Origin of the sequence: Stackebrandtia albiflava (genome assembly GCF_007994225.1) — a bacterium.
GTDB lineage: Bacteria > Actinomycetota > Actinomycetes > Mycobacteriales > Micromonosporaceae > Stackebrandtia > Stackebrandtia albiflava.
On record NZ_VLLL01000005.1, the window covers coordinates 1,902,658 to 1,921,269 of the forward strand.

Sequence of the window (18,612 nt, forward strand, 5' to 3'; positions counted from 1 at the left end):
ATCACCGGTCGGGTTCGGGGGTGGTCGCGTCGTCGACGAGTCCGCGCAGCCGCCGGATGGCCGCCGCCGGGTCCTGTGCGCCGTAGACCGCGGTCCCGGCGACGAACGCGTCGGCGCCCGCCTCGGCCGCCGCCTCGATCGTGTCGGCGGCGATCCCGCCGTCCACCTCGATGCGCAGTTCGAGGTCGCCGGCGACCCGCCTCGCGGCGCGCACCTTGTCGAGCAGTTCGGGGATGAACGCCTGGCCGCCGAAGCCCGCCTTGATGGTCATGATCAGCAGGGTGTCGAACTCGGGCAACAGGTCCAGGTACGGTTCGACCGGGGTGTCGCGGTCGATGGCGAGTCCCGCCTTGGCACCGGCGGCCCGCAGGTCCCGGGCCAGTCCGACGGGGTCGTCGCACGCCTCGGCGTGGAAGGTCACGTTGTACGCGCCCGCCTCGGCGTAGCCGGGCGCCCAGCGCTTCGGGTCGGTGATCATGAGGTGGCAGTCGAGTGGCAGCGGTGTGGCCGCCTTGAGCGACTTGACCACCGGGAGCCCGATGGTCAGGTTCGGCACGAAGTGGTTGTCCATGACGTCCACATGCAGCCAGTCGGCCTCGCCGGAGACCTGCTGGGCCGCGTCGGCCAGCCGCGCGAAGTCGGCGGACAGCAGACTGGGGGCGATCACGGTTCGTCGGGTCGGCACCCGGACAGTGTATTCGCTTCACCGCCGGGGCGTACAGGCCCGACTACGCCACAATTTCGCAACGTGAGATCACTCCGGCCGGTCGGGCCGGTCACCTGCGGTTTCACCGGTTCGGCCCCGGCCGCCATGATTAGCAGTCGCGAAACATCGCAAAGCCCGGCCCGGGCCACCCGCGCGGAGCGGTCGGCGCCCGGCCGTGACCTGCCGAGACGAGGAGTCGACGCCTTCGTCGGTGGCGATGCGGGTCCGGCGACCGGACCGTCGGCGCCGGGCGATACCGTCCCGTTGCGTCGTCACCCCCAAGGAGCCCCAATGAAAGTCGTACTCGCCGGTGGATCGGGAACACTCGGTCGCGCCATCGCCGCGGACCTCACCTCCCGAGGCGACGAGGTGGTCGTCCTGACGCGCGACCCGCGCCCCGACCTGCCGGTCCGGCAGGTGACGTGGGACGGCCGCACCGTGGGCGACTGGGCGGAGGAACTGGTGGGCGCCAACGTGATCAACCTCGCCGGCGCGCTCGTCGACCGGCCGGCCACCCCCGCCAACGTGGAGCTGTTGACCCGGTCGAGGGTCGAGCCGACCCGGGCGCTGGTCAAGGCCGCCGAGGGTCTCGACACTCATCCCGAGGTGTGGCTTCAGATGAGCACCCTGGCCATCTACGGGCACGCGGGCAACGCCGCCCTGACCGAGACCGCCCCGATCCCCGCCGACGGGCCACCGCAGATGACCGGGGTGGCCACCGCGTGGGAGGCGGCGGCCGGCACCACCCCCGCGCGCCGCCTGGCGCTGCTTCGCACCGGTGTGGTGCTGGACCGGGGTTCCCCCGCGATGCGACGTCTGACCGGGCTGGTCCGGTGGGGACTCGGCGGCCGGGTCGGCAGTGGGCAGCAGTGGGTGAGCTGGATCCACATCGCCGACTTCCTGCGGATCGTCCGGCGCTGCCTGGACGACCCGCAACTGTCCGACGTGGTGCATGTGACGGCTCCGCACCCGGTCCGCAACGTGACGTTGATGTCGTCGCTCCGCACCGTGCTGCGCCGTCCGCCCGCCCCGCCGACACCCGCGCCGCTGGTGAGGCTGGGCGCCCGATTCCTGCGGACCGACCCGGCGTTGGCGTTGACCGGGAGGCACTGCGTTCCCGCCAAGCTCATGCAGGCGGGTTTCGAGTTCCGCCACCCGATGCTGCTTCCCGCACTACGGGATCTGTTGCGGGACTTAGAGGCTGTCTTTGGACCTCGTTCGTGGCGAGCGGCGATCCGGTCGAGTGCATTCGCAAGGCGGAGGAGGTCCTACGTACCGGTGTTGTACGCAGGACCTCTGACAACGCCGCGAGGCGCCGACCGGTCGTCGCGCAGTAGAACAGCAGGTTCGAAGACAGCCTCTTAGAGGCGGCCTACTCCTCGTCCTCCCCGGTCGGGTCCGGGGTGCTGTGGTGGCGCCAGAATCCGCAGAAGGTGATGCGGTCCTTGGCGATGCCGCGCTCGTTGACGAGGTGGCGCCGGACCGCCCGCACCATCGACGACTCGCCTACGACGAGGATCTGCGGGTCGCCGTCGGGGAAGTCGGCCGAGGCGACGGCCTTCTGAAGCTGTTCGCTCTCGACCACCGACCGGCCGTCCCGGGTGAACCATTCGACGCCACCTCGGGCGGGGACGGTCACCGGTTGGCGGTCGGCGTCGACGGGGACCTCCACGAAGGCCGTGACAACCCGGTCCTGCCCGATCGAGTCGAGGACGCCCGCCACCGCCGGCAGCCCGGTCTCGTCGGCCACCAGGAGGAACCAGTCGGCGTCGTCGCGCGGGACGAACATGGCGCCCTGGTCGATGATGCCGAGCCGGTCGCCGGGCCTGACGGTCTGCGCCCAACGGCTGGCGGGGCCCTCGTCGCCGTGGACGACGAAGTCGACGTCGATCTCGCGGAGTTCGGGGCGGGCGGCGCGGACGGTGTAGTTGCGCACGACGGGACGCTCGTCGTCGGGCATGGCGTAGTACGCCTCCCACAGCCGTTGTCCCGGCGCCGGCTGCGGGAAGACGGGGCGTTCCTGGCCGGGCAACGGCAGGATCAGCCGGAACCACTGGTCGTGTCCGACGAACTCGAAGTGCCGTTCGTCGAGTTCACCGACGGTGACGCGCACGAAGTTCGGGCTGATCCGGGCGACACCGGTCACCACTGCGGGGAACGGGGTGGTCATGTCACGGCTCCTGCTTCCGGTCGGCACGGCAAGCCTCACGGCTACCCATGAAGGCGAGCCTAACCTAACCCATGCGACCCCGTCGCGCCATCCGCCCCACGGACCACGTCAGTCGCGACGCCGCAGCAGCGCGCCGAACATGGCGTCGGTGCCGTGCCGGTGCGGCCACAACTGCACGTGCGGGCCGGGACCGAGGTCGGGCATGTCCGGAAGGAACCGACGGGTGTCCAACGGGTCCACACCGGACGCTCCACCGACGATCTCGACCGTCTCCGACACCACCGGTGAACAGGTCACATAGGCGATGACCCCGCCCGGCCGCGTCAGGCGGACCGCCGCCGCCAGCAACTCCCCCTGTAGACCGACCAGGTCCGGTACGTCGTCGGCGGACCGCCGCCACCGCGCCTCCGGCCGTCTCCGCAAGGCGCCGAGCCCACTGCACGGGGCGTCCACGAGCACCCGGTCGAACAGGTGGCCAGGGTCGAACTCCCGCCCGTCGGCGTGGACGACGTCCACCGGCAGTCCCCGTGTGGTCTTCCTCACCAGCTCGGCGCGGTGCTCGGCCACCTCCACGGCGGTCACCGCCGCGCCGCGCCGCGCCGCGAGCGCGCCCAGCAACGCCGCCTTCCCGCCGGGGCCGGCGCACAGGTCCAGCCACCGGTCGTCCGGTCCCTCGACGGGCACCGCCGGCAACGACTCGGCCAGGAGTTGACTCCCCTCGTCCTGCACGTGGGCGCGGCCGTCGGCGATCGCGGGAATCCGGCCGGGATCGCCCCCCTCGGTGAGGTGGACGGCGTACCGGGACCAGTAGCCGGGCAGACCGTCCGCCCGCGCCGCCAGTTCCTCGGGCGTGATCAGGCCCGGGCGCGCGCACAGGTGCACCGAGGGCGCCAGGTTGTCGGCACCCAACGCCTCGGCGAGTTCGTCGTCGCCGCCGAGGGAACGGGCGAACTCCCGCACGATCCACTCGGGATGGGCGAACTCCAGTGCGAGGTCGGCTACCGGGTCGCCGGTCGCCAACGAGTCGAGCCACGACCCCGCGTCCCGCTGCGACACCTTCCGCAGCACCGCGTTGACGAATCCGGCGGTGCGGTGCCCCGCGACGCGGCGCACCAGCGACACCGAGGTGTCGACCGCCGCGTGGGCGGCCACGCGGGTCTTGAGTAGCTGGTACGCGCCCAGTCTGAGCACGTCCAGGACCGGCGGGTCGATGCGTGCGGCCTCGCGGCGCGCAGCCGCCTCGATCACCGCGTCGAGCGTGCCGCGGTTGCGCAACGTGCCGTAGGCCAACTCGGTCGCGAACGCGGCGTCCCGGCCGCCGAGGTGGTGGAAGTCGAGCAGCCGGGGCAGCACGAGGTTGGCGTAGGCGTCGTCCTCGGTGACCGCCGCCAGGGCGCGGTAGGCGATCAGGCGGGGATCGTCGTCGGTGGCGGCGCGCCCGGTGCCGCCCGGAGTGGAACGCTCCGTCACTCGAATCGGATCCCGTCGGTCTCGCGCAGTCCCCGGGTCCACGCGGTGGCGTCCATCATCGCCTTGCCCGGTGGCTGCACCCGGTCCAGCACGACGGGGTCGGTGGCGGTCCCCACCGCGACCGTGTGCTTGTCGATCCGCAGCTCGCCGGGCGCCAGGCGCGACCCCGACGTGTCCACTGCGACCGGTCCGATCCGGAACCGCTCGCCCTGCCAGGTAGTCCAGGCGCCGGGTGCCGGTGTGACGGCACGGATCCGGCGGTCGACCGCGAACGCGGGGTCACTCCAACGGACCCGGGCGTCGTCGACGCCGATCTTGGGTGCCGAGGAGACCCCGTCGGACGGTTGCGGCACCGCCCTGGCCTCCCCCGCGTCGATGCCGTCCAGGACCTGGCGCAGCAGGACCGCGCCGGTGTCGGCGAGCCGGCCGAGCAGGTCGCCGGAGGTGTCGGTCGGCCGCACGGCCTCGGTCACCGTGCCGAACACCGGCCCGGTGTCGAGACCGGTCTCCAGTTGGAAGACGCTGGCGCCGGTGACCTCGTCGCCGTGCAGCACCGCATGCTGTACCGGCGCCGCGCCACGCCACGCGGGCAGCAGCGAGAAGTGCAGGTTGATCCAGCCGTACCGGGGAATGGCCAACGCGGCGGCGGGCACCAGGGCACCGTAGGCGACCACCGGCACGCAGTCGGGGGCCAGGTCGGTCAGGCGTTGCAGGAACTCCGGCTCCCGTGGCCGGGCCGGGGTCAGGACCTCCACGCCGCGCGCGTCGGCCCAGGCCGCCACCGGGGAACGGGACAGCCGGCGGCCTCTACCGACCCTGGCGTCCGGGCGGGTCACCACCGCCACCAGTTCGTGACCGCTGTCGGCGATCGCCTCCAGCGACGGGACGGCGACCTCCGGCGTGCCCGCGAATACCAGCCTCATCACCTGTGGAATACCCCTCGTCGCGGTTCGTGCGGACTGACCTTCACCTTCACCGCGTCGTTGTACCACTCGGCGGCGCGGATCTCCTTCATCGCCGCCTTACGGCGCTCGGCGTCCATCCGTTCGATGAACAGGACACCGTCGAGGTGGTCGGTCTCGTGTTGCAGGCACCGCGCCATCATCCCGGTGCCGACGATCTGCATCGGGTCGCCGTACTCGTTGTAGCCCTTGGCGATCACGTTCATCCTGCGGACCGTGTCGAAGTAGAGCCCCGGGATGGACAGGCAGCCCTCGGGGCCGTCCTGCTCCTCCTCGTCGGGGAACTCCAGCACCGGGTTGACCAGGTGGCCCATGACGTCGTCCACGTCGAACGCGAACACGCGCAGGCCGACTCCCAGTTGCGGTGCGGCGAGCCCGGCGCCGCCCTCGTCGAGCATGGTGTCGGACAGGTCGCGGACCAGGCGGCGCAGTTCACGGTCGAAGGTGACGACCTCGTCGGCCGGCGTCCGCAGGACGGGATCACCGAACAGCCTGATGGGTTGGACAGTCATGCCGGCCTTCCGTGGGGTTCGACATCTGGAGACACAGGGTGACAAGTCTAGTTGCCCGGTATCCCGTGCCGTCGCGGCGCCGTTGCCGCGACGGTGGCGGGTCCGTGGCGCGGCGATGATCGACGCCACGCCGGAACGGGTAAGCAGGGGTGGGACCCGGTCCGGTGTGATTCCGGACCGGCTACCGCAGCCGCGGCGAGCGTCTACGGTGGTCACGGAGGCGGTCCCGCCGACATACCGGAGAACGTTTCGCCTGGGTTGGGCGCGGGCGAGACCTCACGGGTGCCCGGTGGGACGGCGATCCGGGGACGTCGCCGCCGCCGCGGCTCCGCACGTTCAGGAGGAGGTAGCACCGGATATGACCACGATCAAGTCACCGTTGTCGAAGGAGGCGCGGGAGGTCGCCGGAAAGGCGTTGCAGGGGGCGCTGGTCGACCTGCTCGACCTGGCGCTGGTGGGTAAGCAGGCCCACTGGAACGTGTACGGCAGACACTTCCGCTCGATTCACCTGCAGCTAGACGAGGTGGTCGCGTTCGCGCGCACCTCGTCGGACACCGTCGCCGAGCGGGCCGTGGCGATCGGGGTGGCCGCCGACGGCCGTGCCTCGACGATCGCCGAGACGAGTGGGCTGCCCCCGATCGACGCGGGTCAACTGTCCGACGACGACGTGGTGAAACTGTTCATCGACGCGTTCGGCACGATCATCGGGCGGATGCGGGAACGCATCGACGTGACCGCCGACCCCGACCCGGTGACCCAGGACGTGCTCATCGGCATCACCTCGGAGTTGGAGAAGCAGTACTGGATGTTCCAGGCGGAACTCGCCTGACGCCCCGCGCGCCGGCCGAACCTCGGTCGGCGCGCGGCGGCCGGTCGCGGAGACCTCCGGGCACCGGCGGAGTGAGGCACGGCGGGCCGCTCAGTGCGTCCGGCAACCGATCGGCGCGTCCTTGAGCAGCAGGCGGTTGGCCACGACGAGCACACCGATCATCACGACACCCACCGCGACGCCCACCCGGGTCTCCGGCAGCGGCAAGTCGAGGTCCACTCGCCAGATACGGCCGCCCCAACTGACACCCATCGCGGTCTCGGCCACCACCACCGGCAGGAAGGCCGGCAGCGCCGACGGAAGGGCCTTGAACGGGGACAGGCGCGTGAACAGCGACGCGATGACCCAGCCGGCGAAGAAGTGGACGGTGAAGACGACCGCGAACTCCACGAACACCAGTCCCCACCGCCCACCGTGGTCGAACAGGTGGGGGCCCTCGATCTGGTAGTGCCACCCGTTGGCCTGGAACACCAGGTACTCGACCAGGTACGCGGCGGCCGAGGCGGCGGGGAGGATGACCCCGCAGACCGCCAGTGCCGCCCACGTCCCGCCCCAGGTGAAGCTCCGCCGGGTGACGCCGTGGGCGACGTAGGGACGCAGACACGCGGCGGTCAGGATGATGCCGGTCGTCAGCAGCCAGTAGCGCGGGGCGTAGGAGGCGAAGTCGAGCACGGAGACGTCCGGCGTTCCCAGTACGGAGACCACGGTGAGAATTCCGGCGGTGATCAGGTACAGCAGTGCCCACACGTACAGGAAATAGCGCAGGTTGATCCGCAGGAGGTCGCGCGCGACGTCCCACGCCGAGGGCGCGGTGTGGTGACTCATCGGTTCCCCTTCCGGGACGTGGGGAGTCGCCGGGGACTCCGGGGTGTGCCGGTCACGGTCGACCGGCGGGGCCGGGTGGGACGGGAAGGTTCCGGCCGGACCGGTGGATGAAGAGCGCGGTGGCGAGGACACCGGCGAGGACGATCAGGTTCTCGACCCGGACGCCGGTCTCCCCGGCGACAGGGGCCAGTAGGCCGGTGCGCCACTGCACCGACTCGGCGTAGAACGGCAACATCAGCAACGGCACGAGCAGAACCGTTCCCACGAGTCCCCCGTAGCGCCGGTATCCGGTCACGATCGCCCACCCGGTGACCAGGTACGCCAGATACAGCAGCGCGAACTCGGCACCGTGCCCGACGACGGCGGCGGGTCCGGCGACCAGGTCGACGCCGTCGGGGAACTGGGTCCCACCGCTCCACCGGAACACCAGCCGTTCCACGAGGAATCCGATCTGCATGATCGCGGCGTATCCCACGGCGGTGCCGAGTACGACGGCGAAGGCGGCGGCGTCGAACCGGCGGCGGGTCACGCCGTGCGCGATGTAGACCGGCAGGAACCGCGCCGAGAGCATGGTGCCGAGGAAGAGGACGAAGTACTGCGGTATCCAACGCGCCCCCTGCCACACGCTCGACGGCTCGTCGGCGACCGACAACACGATCGACGCGATGACGATGAACGCCGCCACCACGATCACCCAGAACCCGGCCGAGGCGAGCGCGAACCGGGTCGCGAGCCCGGTCGCCGGAGTGGCCGTTCCGGGCCGCGCGGCGGTCACGGTGTCTCCCGCTCGGGGTCGGTGAGGTGGATGAACAGGTCCTGCAGCGGGACCGGGCCGATCTCCAGGCCCGCCGAGGTGGCCTGGCGGCGCTGTTCGGCGTCCAGGCCGCCGAAGACGGTCACCTGGCTGGTGGCGCCGAGTGTCTGTCGTCCCAGGACGCGCATGCCGGAGGTGAAATCCTCGACGTCCCGGCTCGGGCCGGTCACGGCCGCGCCGCGTTCCCGCATGTCGTCGGCGGACTCGTGCAGCACCAGTCCGCCCCTGTCGAGGATGACGACCTCCTCGAACAGTGACGAGACCTCCTCGATGAGGTGGGTGGACAGGATCACGGTCCGCGGGTGGGCGAGGTAGTCGTTGAGCAGTTCCTCGTAGAACGCGTACCGGGAGGGTGCGTCCATGCCGAGGTGGACCTCGTCGAAGAGGGTGACCGGTGCCCGGCTCGCCAGCCCGAGGGTGACGCCCAACGCCGAACGCATGCCACGGGACAGCTGGGTGACCCGTTTGCGGGTGGGGATCCGGAACCGTTCGACGAGCTGGCCGGCCCGTTCCTCACTCCAGTAGGGGCGATGCGCGGCGGCGAACCGGAGGACGGAGGACACCCGGTCGCTCTCGAAGACGTCGCCGCCCTCACGGATGAGGCAGATCTGGGAGACGATCTCCGCCGCCTCGAACGGCGCGGTGCCGCCGACGGTGATCTCACCGGACGTGGGGCGGCGGAACGCGGCGGCCAGGGACGCGAACGAGGTCTTGCCGGAGCCGTTGCGTCCCAACAGGCCGTAGATCCTCCCGCCCTCCAGGTGGAGGTTCAGGTGGTCGAGGGCGCGGGTGTCACCGTAGTCGAGGACCAGATCGTCGGCGGTGATGGACAGGGTCATGAGGGCTCACCGATCTCGTGCTGTCGGATGTGGTCTACGACGTCGTCGAGGGGGACGCCGATGGTCTCGGCCTCGGTGATCATCGGATCGACGACGTCGGTGAAGAAGCGTTCGCGGTGTCGCGTGCGCAGCCTTTCGCGGGCGTCGGCGCTGACGAACATGCCGACCCCCCGTCGCTTGTAGAGGATGTCCTCGTCCACGAGCGACTGGAGGCCCTTGGCCGCGGTGGCCGGGTTGATCCGGTATGCGACCGCGAACTGGTTGGTGGACATGACCTGCGCCCCCTCCGCGAGCGCCCCGGACAGGATGTCGCCCTTGATCCGTTCCGCGATCTGCCGGTAGATCGGGCTGCGATCGTCGAACACCGCCGCCTCCTGGCCCCGAGGTTCTATGGTTCATTACTTGACCAATGAACCATAGGACAAGAGCCGTCGACCCGCCCACCCAGGGGACCGGCGGCGGTCAGGACGCGGGCCGGACCGCCCCGAACGGGCCCTCCCCCGGGCGCCACACCGTCCAGGCGCCGTCACGGAAACCACCGAGCATCGCGATCTCCACAAGCTCGTCGGTGCCGGGATGCCACGCCAAGGCCACGTCCCCGAAGTCGATCGTCAGCCCCGATCCGGGTTGTGCGGACGTCGCGGTCACGACGAGCCCGATCAGCGAACGCAGCGCGTCGGTCCATCCGGCGGCGGCCGCGGTGACCGGGCCGGCTCGGGAGACGACGACGGGCGGCACGAAACAGGAGAGCACCGGTTCGTCCGGGCCCGTCTCCGTATCGAACCTCAGCTGCACGTAGTCCTGAACGAAGATCACCGAGTAGAGCCGGCAACGGACGAGCCGCGCCGACAACGACGGCAGGGGTTCCCTCACGCGGGGGAGCCTAGCGGCCGGTGGGGCGTCGGGTCACCACAGTTCGCGGGGATCGACCTGCACCCGCACCACGTCACCGGGCTTCTTGAGACTGCGGGCCGCCGAGGCGCGGTGCAACTCCGCGGCCAGCCGCATCCCGTCGCGCCGGGTGGTGCGCAGCAACAACCGCTCGGTCTCCGCGTCCACCGGGATCGGACCCAACACGTCGGTACCGGTCGGGAGTTCGGTGAGCGCCATGAGCTCCGCGACCGACGCGGGACGCCCCGTCAACGCGACCATCCGCACCAACGGTGGGAACCTGAGCTCGTTCCGGGTGCCCAGTTCACGCGCGGCGAACCACGCCGGATCCCAACGCAGCAACGCCTGCACGGTGGGCAGACCGCCGTCCGCGACCACCACGACGCTTCCGCCGTCCGCCGCCGGGCGCGCCAGGGCCGCGGCGGCGAACCAGCGCCGCAACGCCTCCTCCTCGGCGCGCAGGTCCGCGCGGCTCAGCAACGCCCAGGTGTCCAGCAGCAGTACGGCACCGTACCCGCCGACGGCGACCGGTTCCGCGCCCGGCGTCGCGACCACGATCGCGGGACCGGCGGCGACCTCGCCCAGGATGCGGTCCCCGCCGGAGGTGTGCACCGGCACCCCCGCGAAGGCCCGGCCCAGCTCCTCGGCGGTCCGGGCGGCGCCGATCACGTTGGCCCGCAACCGCCTGCCGCCGCAACCCGCGCAACGGTGGTCGGCGGCCGGACGGCCGCACCACCGGCAGGCCGGTGTCGCCCCCGACGACGGCAGCCCCAGTGGGCCGGAGCACTGCGCGCACTGCGCCCTGCGACGACAGTCCGCGCAGGAGACGGCCGGAAGGTAGCCCCGCCGGGGCGACTGGACCAGTACCGGATTCCCGTCCCGAAGCGCCTTCTGCGCCGCCCGCCACGCCGGGGTGGGCAGCCGCGCCGCACCGGAGTCGGGGTCGGCGGCCAGGTCGGCGTCGTCGCCGACCGGCACCACTCGCGGCGACGCCCGCCGCACCGTCTCCCGTTCGGCGGTCACCGCCGTGGCCCAGCCGCTCTCCACGAGCAGCTCCGCCTGGGTGCTGCGGGTCCAGCCGGCGATCACCGCGGCGCAGTCACCGAGTTTCGCACGGGTCAACAGCACCTCCCGCGCGTGGGGGTAGGGCGCGTGCGGCTCGGCGTGCGAGTCGTCGCCATCGTCCCACAGCACCACCAGGCCCAGATCGGCCACCGGCGCGAACACCGCCGCGCGTGTCCCCGCCACGACCCTGACCGTCCCGCGCCGCGCCGCCAGGAACGCCCGGTACCGCTTGGCCGGTCCCATCGCGGCCGACAGACAGACGTGCCGGTCGGGTCCCAGGACCCGGGTGAGGGCGGCGTCGAGGGCCTCGAGGTCACGTTGATCGGGCACTATCAGCAACGCGCCCCGGCCGCCGGCCGCGGTGGCGGCGGCGGCCTCGGCGAGCCTGGTCCGCCAGTCCTCCCCCGGGAGCGCCTGCCACACCACCCGGGGGTGCCTGCGGGCGCTCAACGCGGTGAGGAAACGCTCCCCGTGGGCGTAACGCCGCCATCCGGCGGCGGGCGGTTCCACGATCGGGCCGGCCCGCCCCGGCGGCTCCTCCTGCTCGATCCGGGCCTGACGCGGTGGAACCGCCAGCCGCAACACGTCCGACAGGTTTCCCGCGTAACGGTCGGCGATCTCCCGGGCGAGTTTCGCGACCGGCTCCGACAACACCGGTTCGGGTGACACCAGCTTCTCGATCGGATGCAGTCTGCCCTCGTACCGGGTGTCGGTGGCCAGTTCGATCACGAAACCCGACAGCAGCCGTCCCGCGAAGCGCACCTTGACGCGGCAACCCGGCCGCACCCGGTCGGCCGTCTCCTCGGGCACCAGGTAGTCGAACAACCGGTCCAGGTGTGGAAGCGGGCTGTCGACACACACACGGGCCACGGTCCGAGGGGGCGTGTCGAACAGCATGCGCCATTTCTACCCGGTGCCGCCGACATCTCGCGGCGGCACCGGGGTGGGGCGTCTCACCAGTAGTAGCGCGGCGAGTGGGCGCAGTCGAGCCCGTCGGCGGCCTCGACCTCCGCCGAGGCCAGCCACCGCGACAGGTTCCACGTCCAGGGCGCGTCGTCCTCCTCGCCCAACGCGGCGTCGATGAACGACAGGGCGCACCGGCGTTCCTCCCCGTCGAGGCCGTCCAGGCCGCCCACCGTGTCGGCGGAGAGTCCACTCAGGTAGTCCCAGTCGGTTCCCGCCACGCCGGGATCGTCGAGGTTGTGCCGGAGGATGAGCGCGTCGGGGTTCACCGCCGCCAGGCCGAGGACGGCCGCGGCGCCGGTACACATGACGGCCCGCGACAACCAGCCCGCCCGCAGTCGCCGGCCGCAGGCCAGCACCAGGACGAAGACCACCGCGATCCACAGCTCCACCACGAAGATCCAGACCCGCAGCCGGGTGAGGCCGTACGCCTCGGAGTACAGGGTCATCCGGAACAGCGCCGACGCCACGACCAGCAGCGACATCACCGCCAACGCCCCCAGCGCGCCCCGCAGCAGGAGGCGGTCGGCGCGGGTGTCGCGGGCCGCGCGCCACGCGACCACGGCGATGACCGCCAGACTCAACACGCTGACGACCGACAACTGCCAGAACCCGGAGCGCGCGTACTCGGCGTAACCGACGTCGGCGTCCACAAGGTACCGCGCTCCGCCGAACAGCACGCCCGCCTGCACCGCGATGAACACCGCGAACACCAGGTTCACCGCCAGCAGCGGGATCAGCCATTCGAGCCGTCGCGTGCCGGGCGTCGTGTCCCCCAGGGCGTCGTCGAATCGCGGCCGGGTCACCGCCTGGTAGAACAGGCCGACCAGGAGCGGCAGCACGAACACCGCCAGTACCGTCCGGAACACGAGCGGGCCGACCGCGAAGTCCGGGAGCACCAGGTCGACGACCCGGGCGAAACCGGGGTCGGCGGCGGCGAACAGCCCTCCGAACACCAGCAGCAGGACGACCGAGGTCAGTCCTATTCGGACACCGCGCATGCTGCCGCGACGTGCCGCGTCGCGCACTCCGCGCCCGAACCACATCCCGGCGCCCGGCAACGCCAGCAGCGGCGCCAGTCCCAGCGGCAGCCAGGCGGCGAACCGCCGGGGCAGCGCCACGGTGTACCAGGTCATCACCAGGGCCACCAGTACGGTCAGGGCGACGAGCCACCCGGCGTCACGCCACGTCGGGACCGTCCACAGTGCTGCGGTCAACGCCGCGGCCGTCCAACGCACCGGGCCGCCCCGGCGGTCCAGCCACAGCGCGGTCGCCAGTACGGCGAGCCCCCACAGCGTCACTCCGACGCCCACGTACGGCAGGTACGGGATCAGGCACGCCACCGCGAACGCGAGGCCGGCGGCCACCGCGAGCAACCACCCGGACATGCTCCGGGGTGTGCCGCGCCACCAGTCCCCGATGTCCACCGGGCGCGGCGTGCCCGGCGGCGCGCCCGGGGGCGGCACCGGCGGCGGCACCGGCGGCGGCACGGTCATCGGTTCAGAATTCGACATCAATGTCCTCCGATTGAGGTAGAACGACCTCGACGGCACAGCCGACGGGGGTGTCCGCGATCCGGATGGCGCCGCCGTGCGACTCCACGGCGGACTTGGCGATGGCGAGGCCCAGACCGGTTCCGGCGCCGGTGGCGCGCTGCCCCCGGGTGAACCGCTCGAACACCCGCAGGCGTTCGCCGGGTGGGATCCCCGGCCCGGTGTCGGCGACCCGGATCGTGACGGTCACGCCGTCCCGCCACGCCGACACCCGCACGGTCGCACCGCGCCCGCCGTGCTTGACGGCGTTGACCACCAGGTTCCCCACCACCTGCCGCAGCCGTTCCCGGTCGGCGTGGACGGTGAGGGCCTCGGGTACGGCGACCGTCACCCTGCCGGCGGACTCGGGGACGGCCGCGAGGCAGTCCTCGATCAACGGCCGCATCGCGAACCGTTCCCACCGCAGTGCCGTCGCCCCGGTGTCCAGCCGGGACACGTCGAGCAGCTGGTTCACCAACGTGCCGAGCCGTTCGGTCTGTGCCGCGGCCTCGGCAAGGGCGGCGGGAGTGGCGTCCGATACGCCGTCCGCCAGGTTCTCCAAGGTGGCGCGCAGCGCCGAGACCGGTGTCCGTAGTTCGTGGGCGACGTTGGCGATGACCTCCCGGCGCTGCCGGTCGGCGGCGGCGAGATCGGCGGCCATCAGGTTGAACGCGTCGGCGAGTTGGCCGACCTCGTCCCGCGCCGTCGCCCTGACCCGGCGGCTGTAGTCGCCACGCGCCATCGCCTTGGCCGCGTCGGTCATCTGACGCAGTGGCGACGTCATTCCGTGCGCCAGGACCTGTGAGGTCACCACGGCGGCGACCGCGGCGGTGGCCGTGGTCTTGGGCGGCATCATGCCCAGGCCGAACCACAGCACGCACAGTCCCGCCCCGCCGGAGCACAGCAGCAGCAGGCCGACCTTGACCTTCAACGAGGGGATCGGGTCGAACGGTCGGGGCAGAAGGTCCATGAGGGCACGCAGACGCCGGCGCATGAGTCATCGCATTCGGTGGTCGGGTCGGTGGGGGCGGACGGGTGGGGGTCAGCGGTCGGGCGGTTGGAGGGCGTAGCCGACGCCGTGGACGGTGCGGATCAGTTCGGCACCCAGTTTCCGGCGCAGCGAGCGCACGTGACTGTCCACGGTGCGGGAGGCGGTCGGTCCGGCCCAGCCCCACACGGCGGTCAACAACTGTTCGCGGGTGGCGACGGCGCCCGGTCGCCGGCACAGCCACCAGAGAAGGTCGAACTCCAGCGCCGTGAGGTGCACCGGCTCCCCCGCGCGGGACGTCTCCCGGGTCGCCGGATCCACGACGAGGTCACCGAGGTGGACCGCAGCGTCGGTCTCGGCTCCGGGGTAGCGGCTGACACGTCTGAGCAGAACGCGCACCCTGGCCGCGAGCTCGCGCATGCTGAACGGCTTGGTGAGGTAGTCGTCGGCGCCCACGGCCAGACCCACCAACAGGTCGGTCTCCTCGTCGCGGGCGGTGAGCATGAGGACCGGTACCGGTCGCGCCGCCTGCACCCGGCGGCACACCTCCAACCCGTCGATGCCCGGAAGCATGACGTCCAGCACGATCAGGTCGGGCCGGAAGCGGGCGGCGTCCTCGACGGCGGCGAGGCCGTCCGTGCTGACCTCGACCAGGTGCCCCTCCGACCGGAGCCGCGCGGCCACGGACTCGGCGATGACCGGCTCGTCCTCGACGACGAGGATCCGGTGCGGCGCGGGGGTGCTTCTGTCCATGCCCCGAGGTTAGAAACAGTTCGTGCAGACGACGCCTCGGGCATGTGAAGATTCTGTGATGATCCGGCCGTCAGTCGAGGATGGTCTGCCAGCCGTCCCGGCGGGCGACCACCGCGCGGTCGCCGCGGATCACCACGGGCCGTTCGATGAGCCGCGGGTGGGCCGACATCGCGGCCAGCCACCGGTCCCGGTTCTCGGCGTCGCGGGGCCAGTCGGCCATCCCCAGGTCGCGGTACTCGGCCTCCCCGGTGCGGCACAGTTCCCACGGTTCCAGGCCCGCGCGGTCGAGCACGTCGGCGAGTTCGGCCGGGGTGGGCGGATCGGCGCGGTAGTCCCGCACGGTGACCGGCAGGTCGCCGGAGGTGAGGAGGGTGTGCGCCGCCCGGCTCTTCGAGCAGGCCGGGTTGTGCCAGATCGTCACCGGTTCCATGGCGGTCCTCTCGTCGTGTCCGGACCCGGAATCATCTCATCCGCCGCCGAACAGCACGTCAGGCGGCCCGGTGCCCGGCCATCCGCTCTCGCAGGCGTCGGCGGACCTCCTCGATCGGCGGACCGAACGACTCGCGGCGGAGGGCGGACAGCCGCGACCGGAACTCCCGGACGACGTCGGCACCGGCGGTGCCGAACTCGGAGACGAACTCCGGCTCCGGCAACCCGAAACCCTCGTCGCTGATCCTGACCTGCCATCCGGTCATACCGACCGTCCGGATCCTGATCGTCCTACCGGGAGCCGCGCCGACCGCCGTCAGCTCCCCCGCCGCGGTGAGGAAGCCCCGTTGCGCCGGGTCGGTCGCGGTGGCGGGGTCGGTGAGCCGCGTGACGCCGTGGACGTCGAGGAGACGGTGGTAACCGCGCAGGTAGCCCGTGCTGAGCAGTCGCAACAGTGCGGCCAGCTGGTGTTCGAGCGTGTCCTTTCGGTACTCGCCGAACGCGCGCGGCCGGAAGGCGACCGTCGCGGAGTCACCCCGCCCGGTCATCTCGGCACGGATGCGGTTGTCCGGTGACACGACCTTGACCGTGATGCGGGCGGCACGTTCCGCGAGCGTTCCCATGCGCTTCCCCTTCGAGGCGAAGTGTTCCGGATCCCGTAACCCCGAGTCCAGACTGGAGCGGCGGTCACCGCGCGACACTTGCGCCCGGCTTCCACCGAAGACCGAATCCACCTGTCGCAAGTGAACGGACGGAACCGAGGACATGACCTCAGAGTTGAGAATCGACGACATCACCGACCTGTGGCGGACCGGCGCGGTGCACCTTCGCACCGCGGCGGTCCAGTTCGCCAAGGCCGCGCAGAGCGCACACGACAGTGCCGCCGACCAGGACGCGGCGTTCACCCGTACGTCCGGTGGCCGGGGGCCGCTGTATCCGGTGTGGACGGCGCTGCGGAACCGGTTGCAGGACGAGGTGTTCGTCAAGAGCCGCGACAACCTGGTACGCGCGGGCGAGGTGCTGGCGGCCGTCGCGGTGGACTTCGCCGAACGGGACGCCGGGCACTCCGCCGAACTCGACCGGGTGCGCGAACAGGTGGAGGACGGCCCCGAATACGAGCGCCCACCGACGGTGCCCACCGCACCGTCCAGCGACGACCCGCAGTGAACCCCGCACACCCGCCCCCGATGGGAGACCCGCATGACCGACGTCGATCCGGATTTCGCCGGACCCAGCCGTGACAAGGCCGCCGAGATCGCGCTCGTCGACGACGCCGCGATCGAGGCGGCCGTCGACCGCGTGATCGAGGCGGCGGTACGACAACGCACGAAGGAGGTGAACTCCGACCTGGGGGCCTCGGGCATCCCCGGCCCGTACCCCGACGACATGTTCCCGACCGAGGCGGACTACCAGTGGGTGAGAACCTGGTTCACGCCGTTCTACGACCGGGATCCCACGCTGGTGACCGGGATGGCGGCGTCCCTCGCCGGCGCCAAGGGCGCGTTGAACTCCGGTCGCGCCACCGTGGTGGCGAACGCCTCCAGCGCGGTCGAGCAGTGGGCGGGCGCCACCCGTGACGACTTCAAGACGTACTTCCTGGATCCGTTCCCCAACGCGGTCGCCAACCAGAAGGTGGTCGTGGACGAGCTGTGCGTGGTGTTGGCGGGATACGAGGCGGTGCTCCGGCAGGGCCGCCGTGACGCCGAGAAGATCGCCGACGACACCGCGAAGGTGCTGGACTCGCTGGACGACTGCACCAGCGCGGAGGTGTTGGTGGTGCTGGGCATCATCACGGCCGCCACCACCGTCATCGGCGCGATCCCGGCCGCCGGGGCGGCACTCGGGCTGGGCGGCTCGATGGCACTGATCCGAGGCGGTGCGCAGTTCGGCGCCGCAGGCGTGGAGTCGGCCAGGATCAAGGGGGACACCGTGGAGGGGGTCCTCCAGTCGATGGTCGACGGCTGCAAGGCGCTTCAGGACACGATGGACGGTGTGGAGCAGGGCCTGGCGGACGCGCTGTCGGAGAGCGGTGAGGCGGTCGGACGGGTGTTGTCGGCCGGGAATCCGCTCGACGTGACCGCGTTGCTGCCCCACGAACCGAACGGGGACGGCGTCACCGACGTGACCGACGGTGACCGGCCGGGTTCCGAGGAGTGGCGCGGTAGACGGTGACGCGGGCCGGGACCGGGTGGGACCGTCGGTCCCTCCCGGTCGTCAGTGGTCCGTTCAGGACGGCCGGTCGAGGTGTTCCGCCAGTTCGCGGAGCATCGCCTTACGGGACCGGACGCCGCACAACACCCGCCGCAGGACACCGCCGTCGATGACGAGCTGGATCGGCAGGTGTTCGCCGGTGACACCCCATTCGGCGGCGCGTCCGGGTGACTCCGCGACGTCGACCACCTCGACGCGCAGGCGTCCGGTGGTCAGCGCGACGATCTCGGCGAGCTGGCGCCGGTAGACCCGGCTGCTCAGGTCGGTCTCTGCCGTGAAGACCAGGAGGGTGAGGTCGCCGACCGGCGCGGTGACGCCCTCTGGGGCCTGGACCGTCTCGTAGTGCGGGTCGCGCCGCCATTCCACCATGGTCTTCCAGCGGTTGTCGCCGGCGTGGTAACTGAGGAAGGCGTCGTCGAGCAGCGCCCGCGAGGTGGTCGTGAACGTGTAGTGCCGGTGGCAGTCGCCGTCCCTGAATTCGAGCGAGAAGGCGTCGGACTGGGGCAGGAAACAGGTCTGGATGTATTCCTGCGGGGCGGTACCGAGGATGGCGATGGCGTGTTCGCCGCGTCCCAGTGATTCGAGGTGGGTGGAGATCTGCGCGGGGGTCGCGTCGTCGGAGATCCGGTCGAAGTCGGATTCGAGGAACATCG

21 protein-coding genes are annotated in these 18,612 nt (G+C 71.5%); 4 read left to right on the top strand and 17 right to left on the bottom strand.

From position 1 onward, the window contains the following. Nucleotide 1: 1 nt before the first annotated feature. Complete coding sequence (gene rpe / locus LX16_RS09745; protein ID WP_147136330.1) at nt 2-685, bottom strand: ribulose-phosphate 3-epimerase; 684 nt, start codon at nt 683-685, stop codon at nt 2-4. Between the two features lie 312 nt (nt 686-997). On the opposite strand from rpe, the gene LX16_RS09750 reads away from it, so the two are divergent. Beyond that, complete coding sequence (locus tag LX16_RS09750) at nt 998-2,071, top strand: epimerase (RefSeq protein ID WP_147136333.1); 1,074 nt, start codon at nt 998-1,000, stop codon at nt 2,069-2,071. Nucleotides 2,072-2,078: 7 nt separating this feature from the next. Here LX16_RS09750 and LX16_RS09755 read toward each other — a convergent pair whose 3' ends face one another. The 4 genes from LX16_RS09755 to def form a co-directional block, all read right to left on the bottom strand. Further along, a complete protein-coding gene (locus LX16_RS09755) occupies nt 2,079-2,876 on the bottom strand; it encodes a siderophore-interacting protein (RefSeq protein WP_147136336.1) in 798 nt (265 codons plus the stop codon). A gap of 108 nt (nt 2,877-2,984) precedes the next feature. Continuing rightward, nucleotides 2,985-4,388: an RsmB/NOP family class I SAM-dependent RNA methyltransferase gene (locus LX16_RS09760; RefSeq protein ID WP_147136339.1), complete on the bottom strand. Its 1,404-nt coding sequence runs from the start codon at nt 4,386-4,388 to the stop codon at nt 2,985-2,987. Beyond that, on the bottom strand, nt 4,343-5,269 hold the full coding sequence (gene fmt, locus LX16_RS09765; protein WP_147136342.1) for a methionyl-tRNA formyltransferase: 927 nt from the start codon (nt 5,267-5,269) through the stop codon (nt 4,343-4,345). Before fmt ends, LX16_RS09760 begins: the two co-directional genes overlap by 46 nt. Further along, nucleotides 5,269-5,820, bottom strand: a complete 552-nt coding sequence (gene def, locus LX16_RS09770) for a peptide deformylase (RefSeq protein WP_147136345.1) — start codon at nt 5,818-5,820, stop codon at nt 5,269-5,271. Before def ends, fmt begins: the two co-directional genes overlap by 1 nt. Before the next feature lie 358 nt (nt 5,821-6,178). Here def and LX16_RS09775 point away from each other — a divergent pair, with 358 nt between their 5' ends. Next, nucleotides 6,179-6,649 carry a Dps family protein gene (locus LX16_RS09775; protein ID WP_147136348.1) on the top strand — a complete coding sequence of 157 codons (471 nt, stop codon included), beginning with the start codon at nt 6,179-6,181 and terminating at the stop codon, nt 6,647-6,649. Nucleotides 6,650-6,739: 90 nt separating this feature from the next. On the opposite strand, the gene LX16_RS09780 is transcribed toward LX16_RS09775, so the two are convergent. From LX16_RS09780 to LX16_RS09830, 11 genes are all read right to left on the bottom strand, one after another. Then, complete coding sequence (locus LX16_RS09780) at nt 6,740-7,474, bottom strand: hypothetical protein (protein WP_147136351.1); 735 nt, start codon at nt 7,472-7,474, stop codon at nt 6,740-6,742. Nucleotides 7,475-7,526: 52 nt separating this feature from the next. Continuing rightward, nucleotides 7,527-8,249 carry a hypothetical protein gene (locus LX16_RS09785; protein ID WP_147136353.1) on the bottom strand — a complete coding sequence of 241 codons (723 nt, stop codon included), beginning with the start codon at nt 8,247-8,249 and terminating at the stop codon, nt 7,527-7,529. Then, entirely contained in the window at nt 8,246-9,127 is an 882-nt protein-coding gene (locus LX16_RS09790; protein WP_147136355.1) for an ATP-binding cassette domain-containing protein, read from the bottom strand. Before LX16_RS09790 ends, LX16_RS09785 begins: the two co-directional genes overlap by 4 nt. Continuing rightward, on the bottom strand, nt 9,124-9,492 hold the full coding sequence (locus tag LX16_RS09795; protein WP_147136357.1) for a GntR family transcriptional regulator: 369 nt from the start codon (nt 9,490-9,492) through the stop codon (nt 9,124-9,126). Before LX16_RS09795 ends, LX16_RS09790 begins: the two co-directional genes overlap by 4 nt. A gap of 97 nt (nt 9,493-9,589) precedes the next feature. Next, nucleotides 9,590-10,000, bottom strand: a complete 411-nt coding sequence (locus LX16_RS09800) for a hypothetical protein (RefSeq protein WP_147136360.1) — start codon at nt 9,998-10,000, stop codon at nt 9,590-9,592. Nucleotides 10,001-10,033: 33 nt separating this feature from the next. Next, entirely contained in the window at nt 10,034-11,980 is a 1,947-nt protein-coding gene (locus tag LX16_RS09805; RefSeq protein ID WP_158645542.1) for a primosomal protein N', read from the bottom strand. 56 nt (nt 11,981-12,036) lie between these two features. Next, a complete protein-coding gene (locus LX16_RS09810; protein ID WP_147136363.1) occupies nt 12,037-13,560 on the bottom strand; it encodes a DUF4153 domain-containing protein in 1,524 nt (507 codons plus the stop codon). Beyond that, nucleotides 13,547-14,548, bottom strand: a complete 1,002-nt coding sequence (locus LX16_RS09815) for a HAMP domain-containing sensor histidine kinase (RefSeq protein ID WP_147136366.1) — start codon at nt 14,546-14,548, stop codon at nt 13,547-13,549. The genes LX16_RS09810 and LX16_RS09815 overlap by 14 nt, the downstream gene beginning before the upstream one ends. A 72-nt stretch (nt 14,549-14,620) precedes the next feature. After that, nucleotides 14,621-15,319, bottom strand: coding sequence for a response regulator transcription factor (locus tag LX16_RS09820; protein WP_147136369.1), 699 nt, complete (start codon nt 15,317-15,319; stop codon nt 14,621-14,623). 70 nt (nt 15,320-15,389) lie between these two features. Next, nucleotides 15,390-15,749: an ArsC/Spx/MgsR family protein gene (locus LX16_RS09825; protein WP_244615743.1), complete on the bottom strand. Its 360-nt coding sequence runs from the start codon at nt 15,747-15,749 to the stop codon at nt 15,390-15,392. A 58-nt stretch (nt 15,750-15,807) separates the two neighbouring features. Beyond that, the gene (locus tag LX16_RS09830; RefSeq protein ID WP_147136371.1) at nt 15,808-16,371 is read right to left on the bottom strand and encodes a hypothetical protein; all 564 of its coding nucleotides are present in this window, start codon (nt 16,369-16,371) and stop codon (nt 15,808-15,810) included. A 142-nt stretch (nt 16,372-16,513) separates the two neighbouring features. On the opposite strand from LX16_RS09830, the gene LX16_RS09835 reads away from it, so the two are divergent. Both LX16_RS09835 and LX16_RS09840 read left to right on the top strand, forming a co-directional pair. Then, nucleotides 16,514-16,915 carry a hypothetical protein gene (locus LX16_RS09835; protein WP_147136374.1) on the top strand — a complete coding sequence of 134 codons (402 nt, stop codon included), beginning with the start codon at nt 16,514-16,516 and terminating at the stop codon, nt 16,913-16,915. A 33-nt stretch (nt 16,916-16,948) separates the two neighbouring features. Next, on the top strand, nt 16,949-17,920 hold the full coding sequence (locus tag LX16_RS09840; protein ID WP_147136377.1) for a hypothetical protein: 972 nt from the start codon (nt 16,949-16,951) through the stop codon (nt 17,918-17,920). 54 nt (nt 17,921-17,974) lie between these two features. On the opposite strand, the gene LX16_RS09845 is transcribed toward LX16_RS09840, so the two are convergent. Next, entirely contained in the window at nt 17,975-18,610 is a 636-nt protein-coding gene (locus LX16_RS09845) for a hypothetical protein (RefSeq protein ID WP_147136380.1), read from the bottom strand. Between the last annotated feature and the right edge of the window lie 2 nt (nt 18,611-18,612).

What these genes read in the sequence shown, in the direction of transcription:
- LX16_RS09750 (WP_147136333.1), top strand. Translation starts at nt 998, where the DNA reads ATGAAAGTCGTACTCGCCGGTGGATCGGGAACACTCGGTCGCGCCATC.
- LX16_RS09840 (WP_147136377.1), top strand. Translation starts at nt 16,949, where the DNA reads ATGACCGACGTCGATCCGGATTTCGCCGGACCCAGCCGTGACAAGGCC.
- LX16_RS09820 (WP_147136369.1), bottom strand. Translation starts at nt 15,319, where the DNA reads ATGGACAGAAGCACCCCCGCGCCGCACCGGATCCTCGTCGTCGAGGAC.
- LX16_RS09830 (WP_147136371.1), bottom strand. Translation starts at nt 16,371, where the DNA reads ATGGGAACGCTCGCGGAACGTGCCGCCCGCATCACGGTCAAGGTCGTG.
- def (WP_147136345.1), bottom strand. Translation starts at nt 5,820, where the DNA reads ATGACTGTCCAACCCATCAGGCTGTTCGGTGATCCCGTCCTGCGGACG.
- LX16_RS09780 (WP_147136351.1), bottom strand. Translation starts at nt 7,474, where the DNA reads ATGAGTCACCACACCGCGCCCTCGGCGTGGGACGTCGCGCGCGACCTC.
- LX16_RS09775 (WP_147136348.1), top strand. Translation starts at nt 6,179, where the DNA reads ATGACCACGATCAAGTCACCGTTGTCGAAGGAGGCGCGGGAGGTCGCC.
- LX16_RS09810 (WP_147136363.1), bottom strand. Translation starts at nt 13,560, where the DNA reads ATGTCGAATTCTGAACCGATGACCGTGCCGCCGCCGGTGCCGCCGCCG.
- LX16_RS09845 (WP_147136380.1), bottom strand. Translation starts at nt 18,610, where the DNA reads ATGTTCCTCGAATCCGACTTCGACCGGATCTCCGACGACGCGACCCCC.
- LX16_RS09835 (WP_147136374.1), top strand. Translation starts at nt 16,514, where the DNA reads ATGACCTCAGAGTTGAGAATCGACGACATCACCGACCTGTGGCGGACC.
- fmt (WP_147136342.1), bottom strand. Translation starts at nt 5,269, where the DNA reads ATGAGGCTGGTATTCGCGGGCACGCCGGAGGTCGCCGTCCCGTCGCTG.
- LX16_RS09825 (WP_244615743.1), bottom strand. Translation starts at nt 15,749, where the DNA reads ATGGAACCGGTGACGATCTGGCACAACCCGGCCTGCTCGAAGAGCCGG.
- LX16_RS09755 (WP_147136336.1), bottom strand. Translation starts at nt 2,876, where the DNA reads ATGACCACCCCGTTCCCCGCAGTGGTGACCGGTGTCGCCCGGATCAGC.
- LX16_RS09815 (WP_147136366.1), bottom strand. Translation starts at nt 14,548, where the DNA reads ATGGACCTTCTGCCCCGACCGTTCGACCCGATCCCCTCGTTGAAGGTC.
- LX16_RS09790 (WP_147136355.1), bottom strand. Translation starts at nt 9,127, where the DNA reads ATGACCCTGTCCATCACCGCCGACGATCTGGTCCTCGACTACGGTGAC.
- LX16_RS09805 (WP_158645542.1), bottom strand. Translation starts at nt 11,980, where the DNA reads ATGCTGTTCGACACGCCCCCTCGGACCGTGGCCCGTGTGTGTGTCGAC.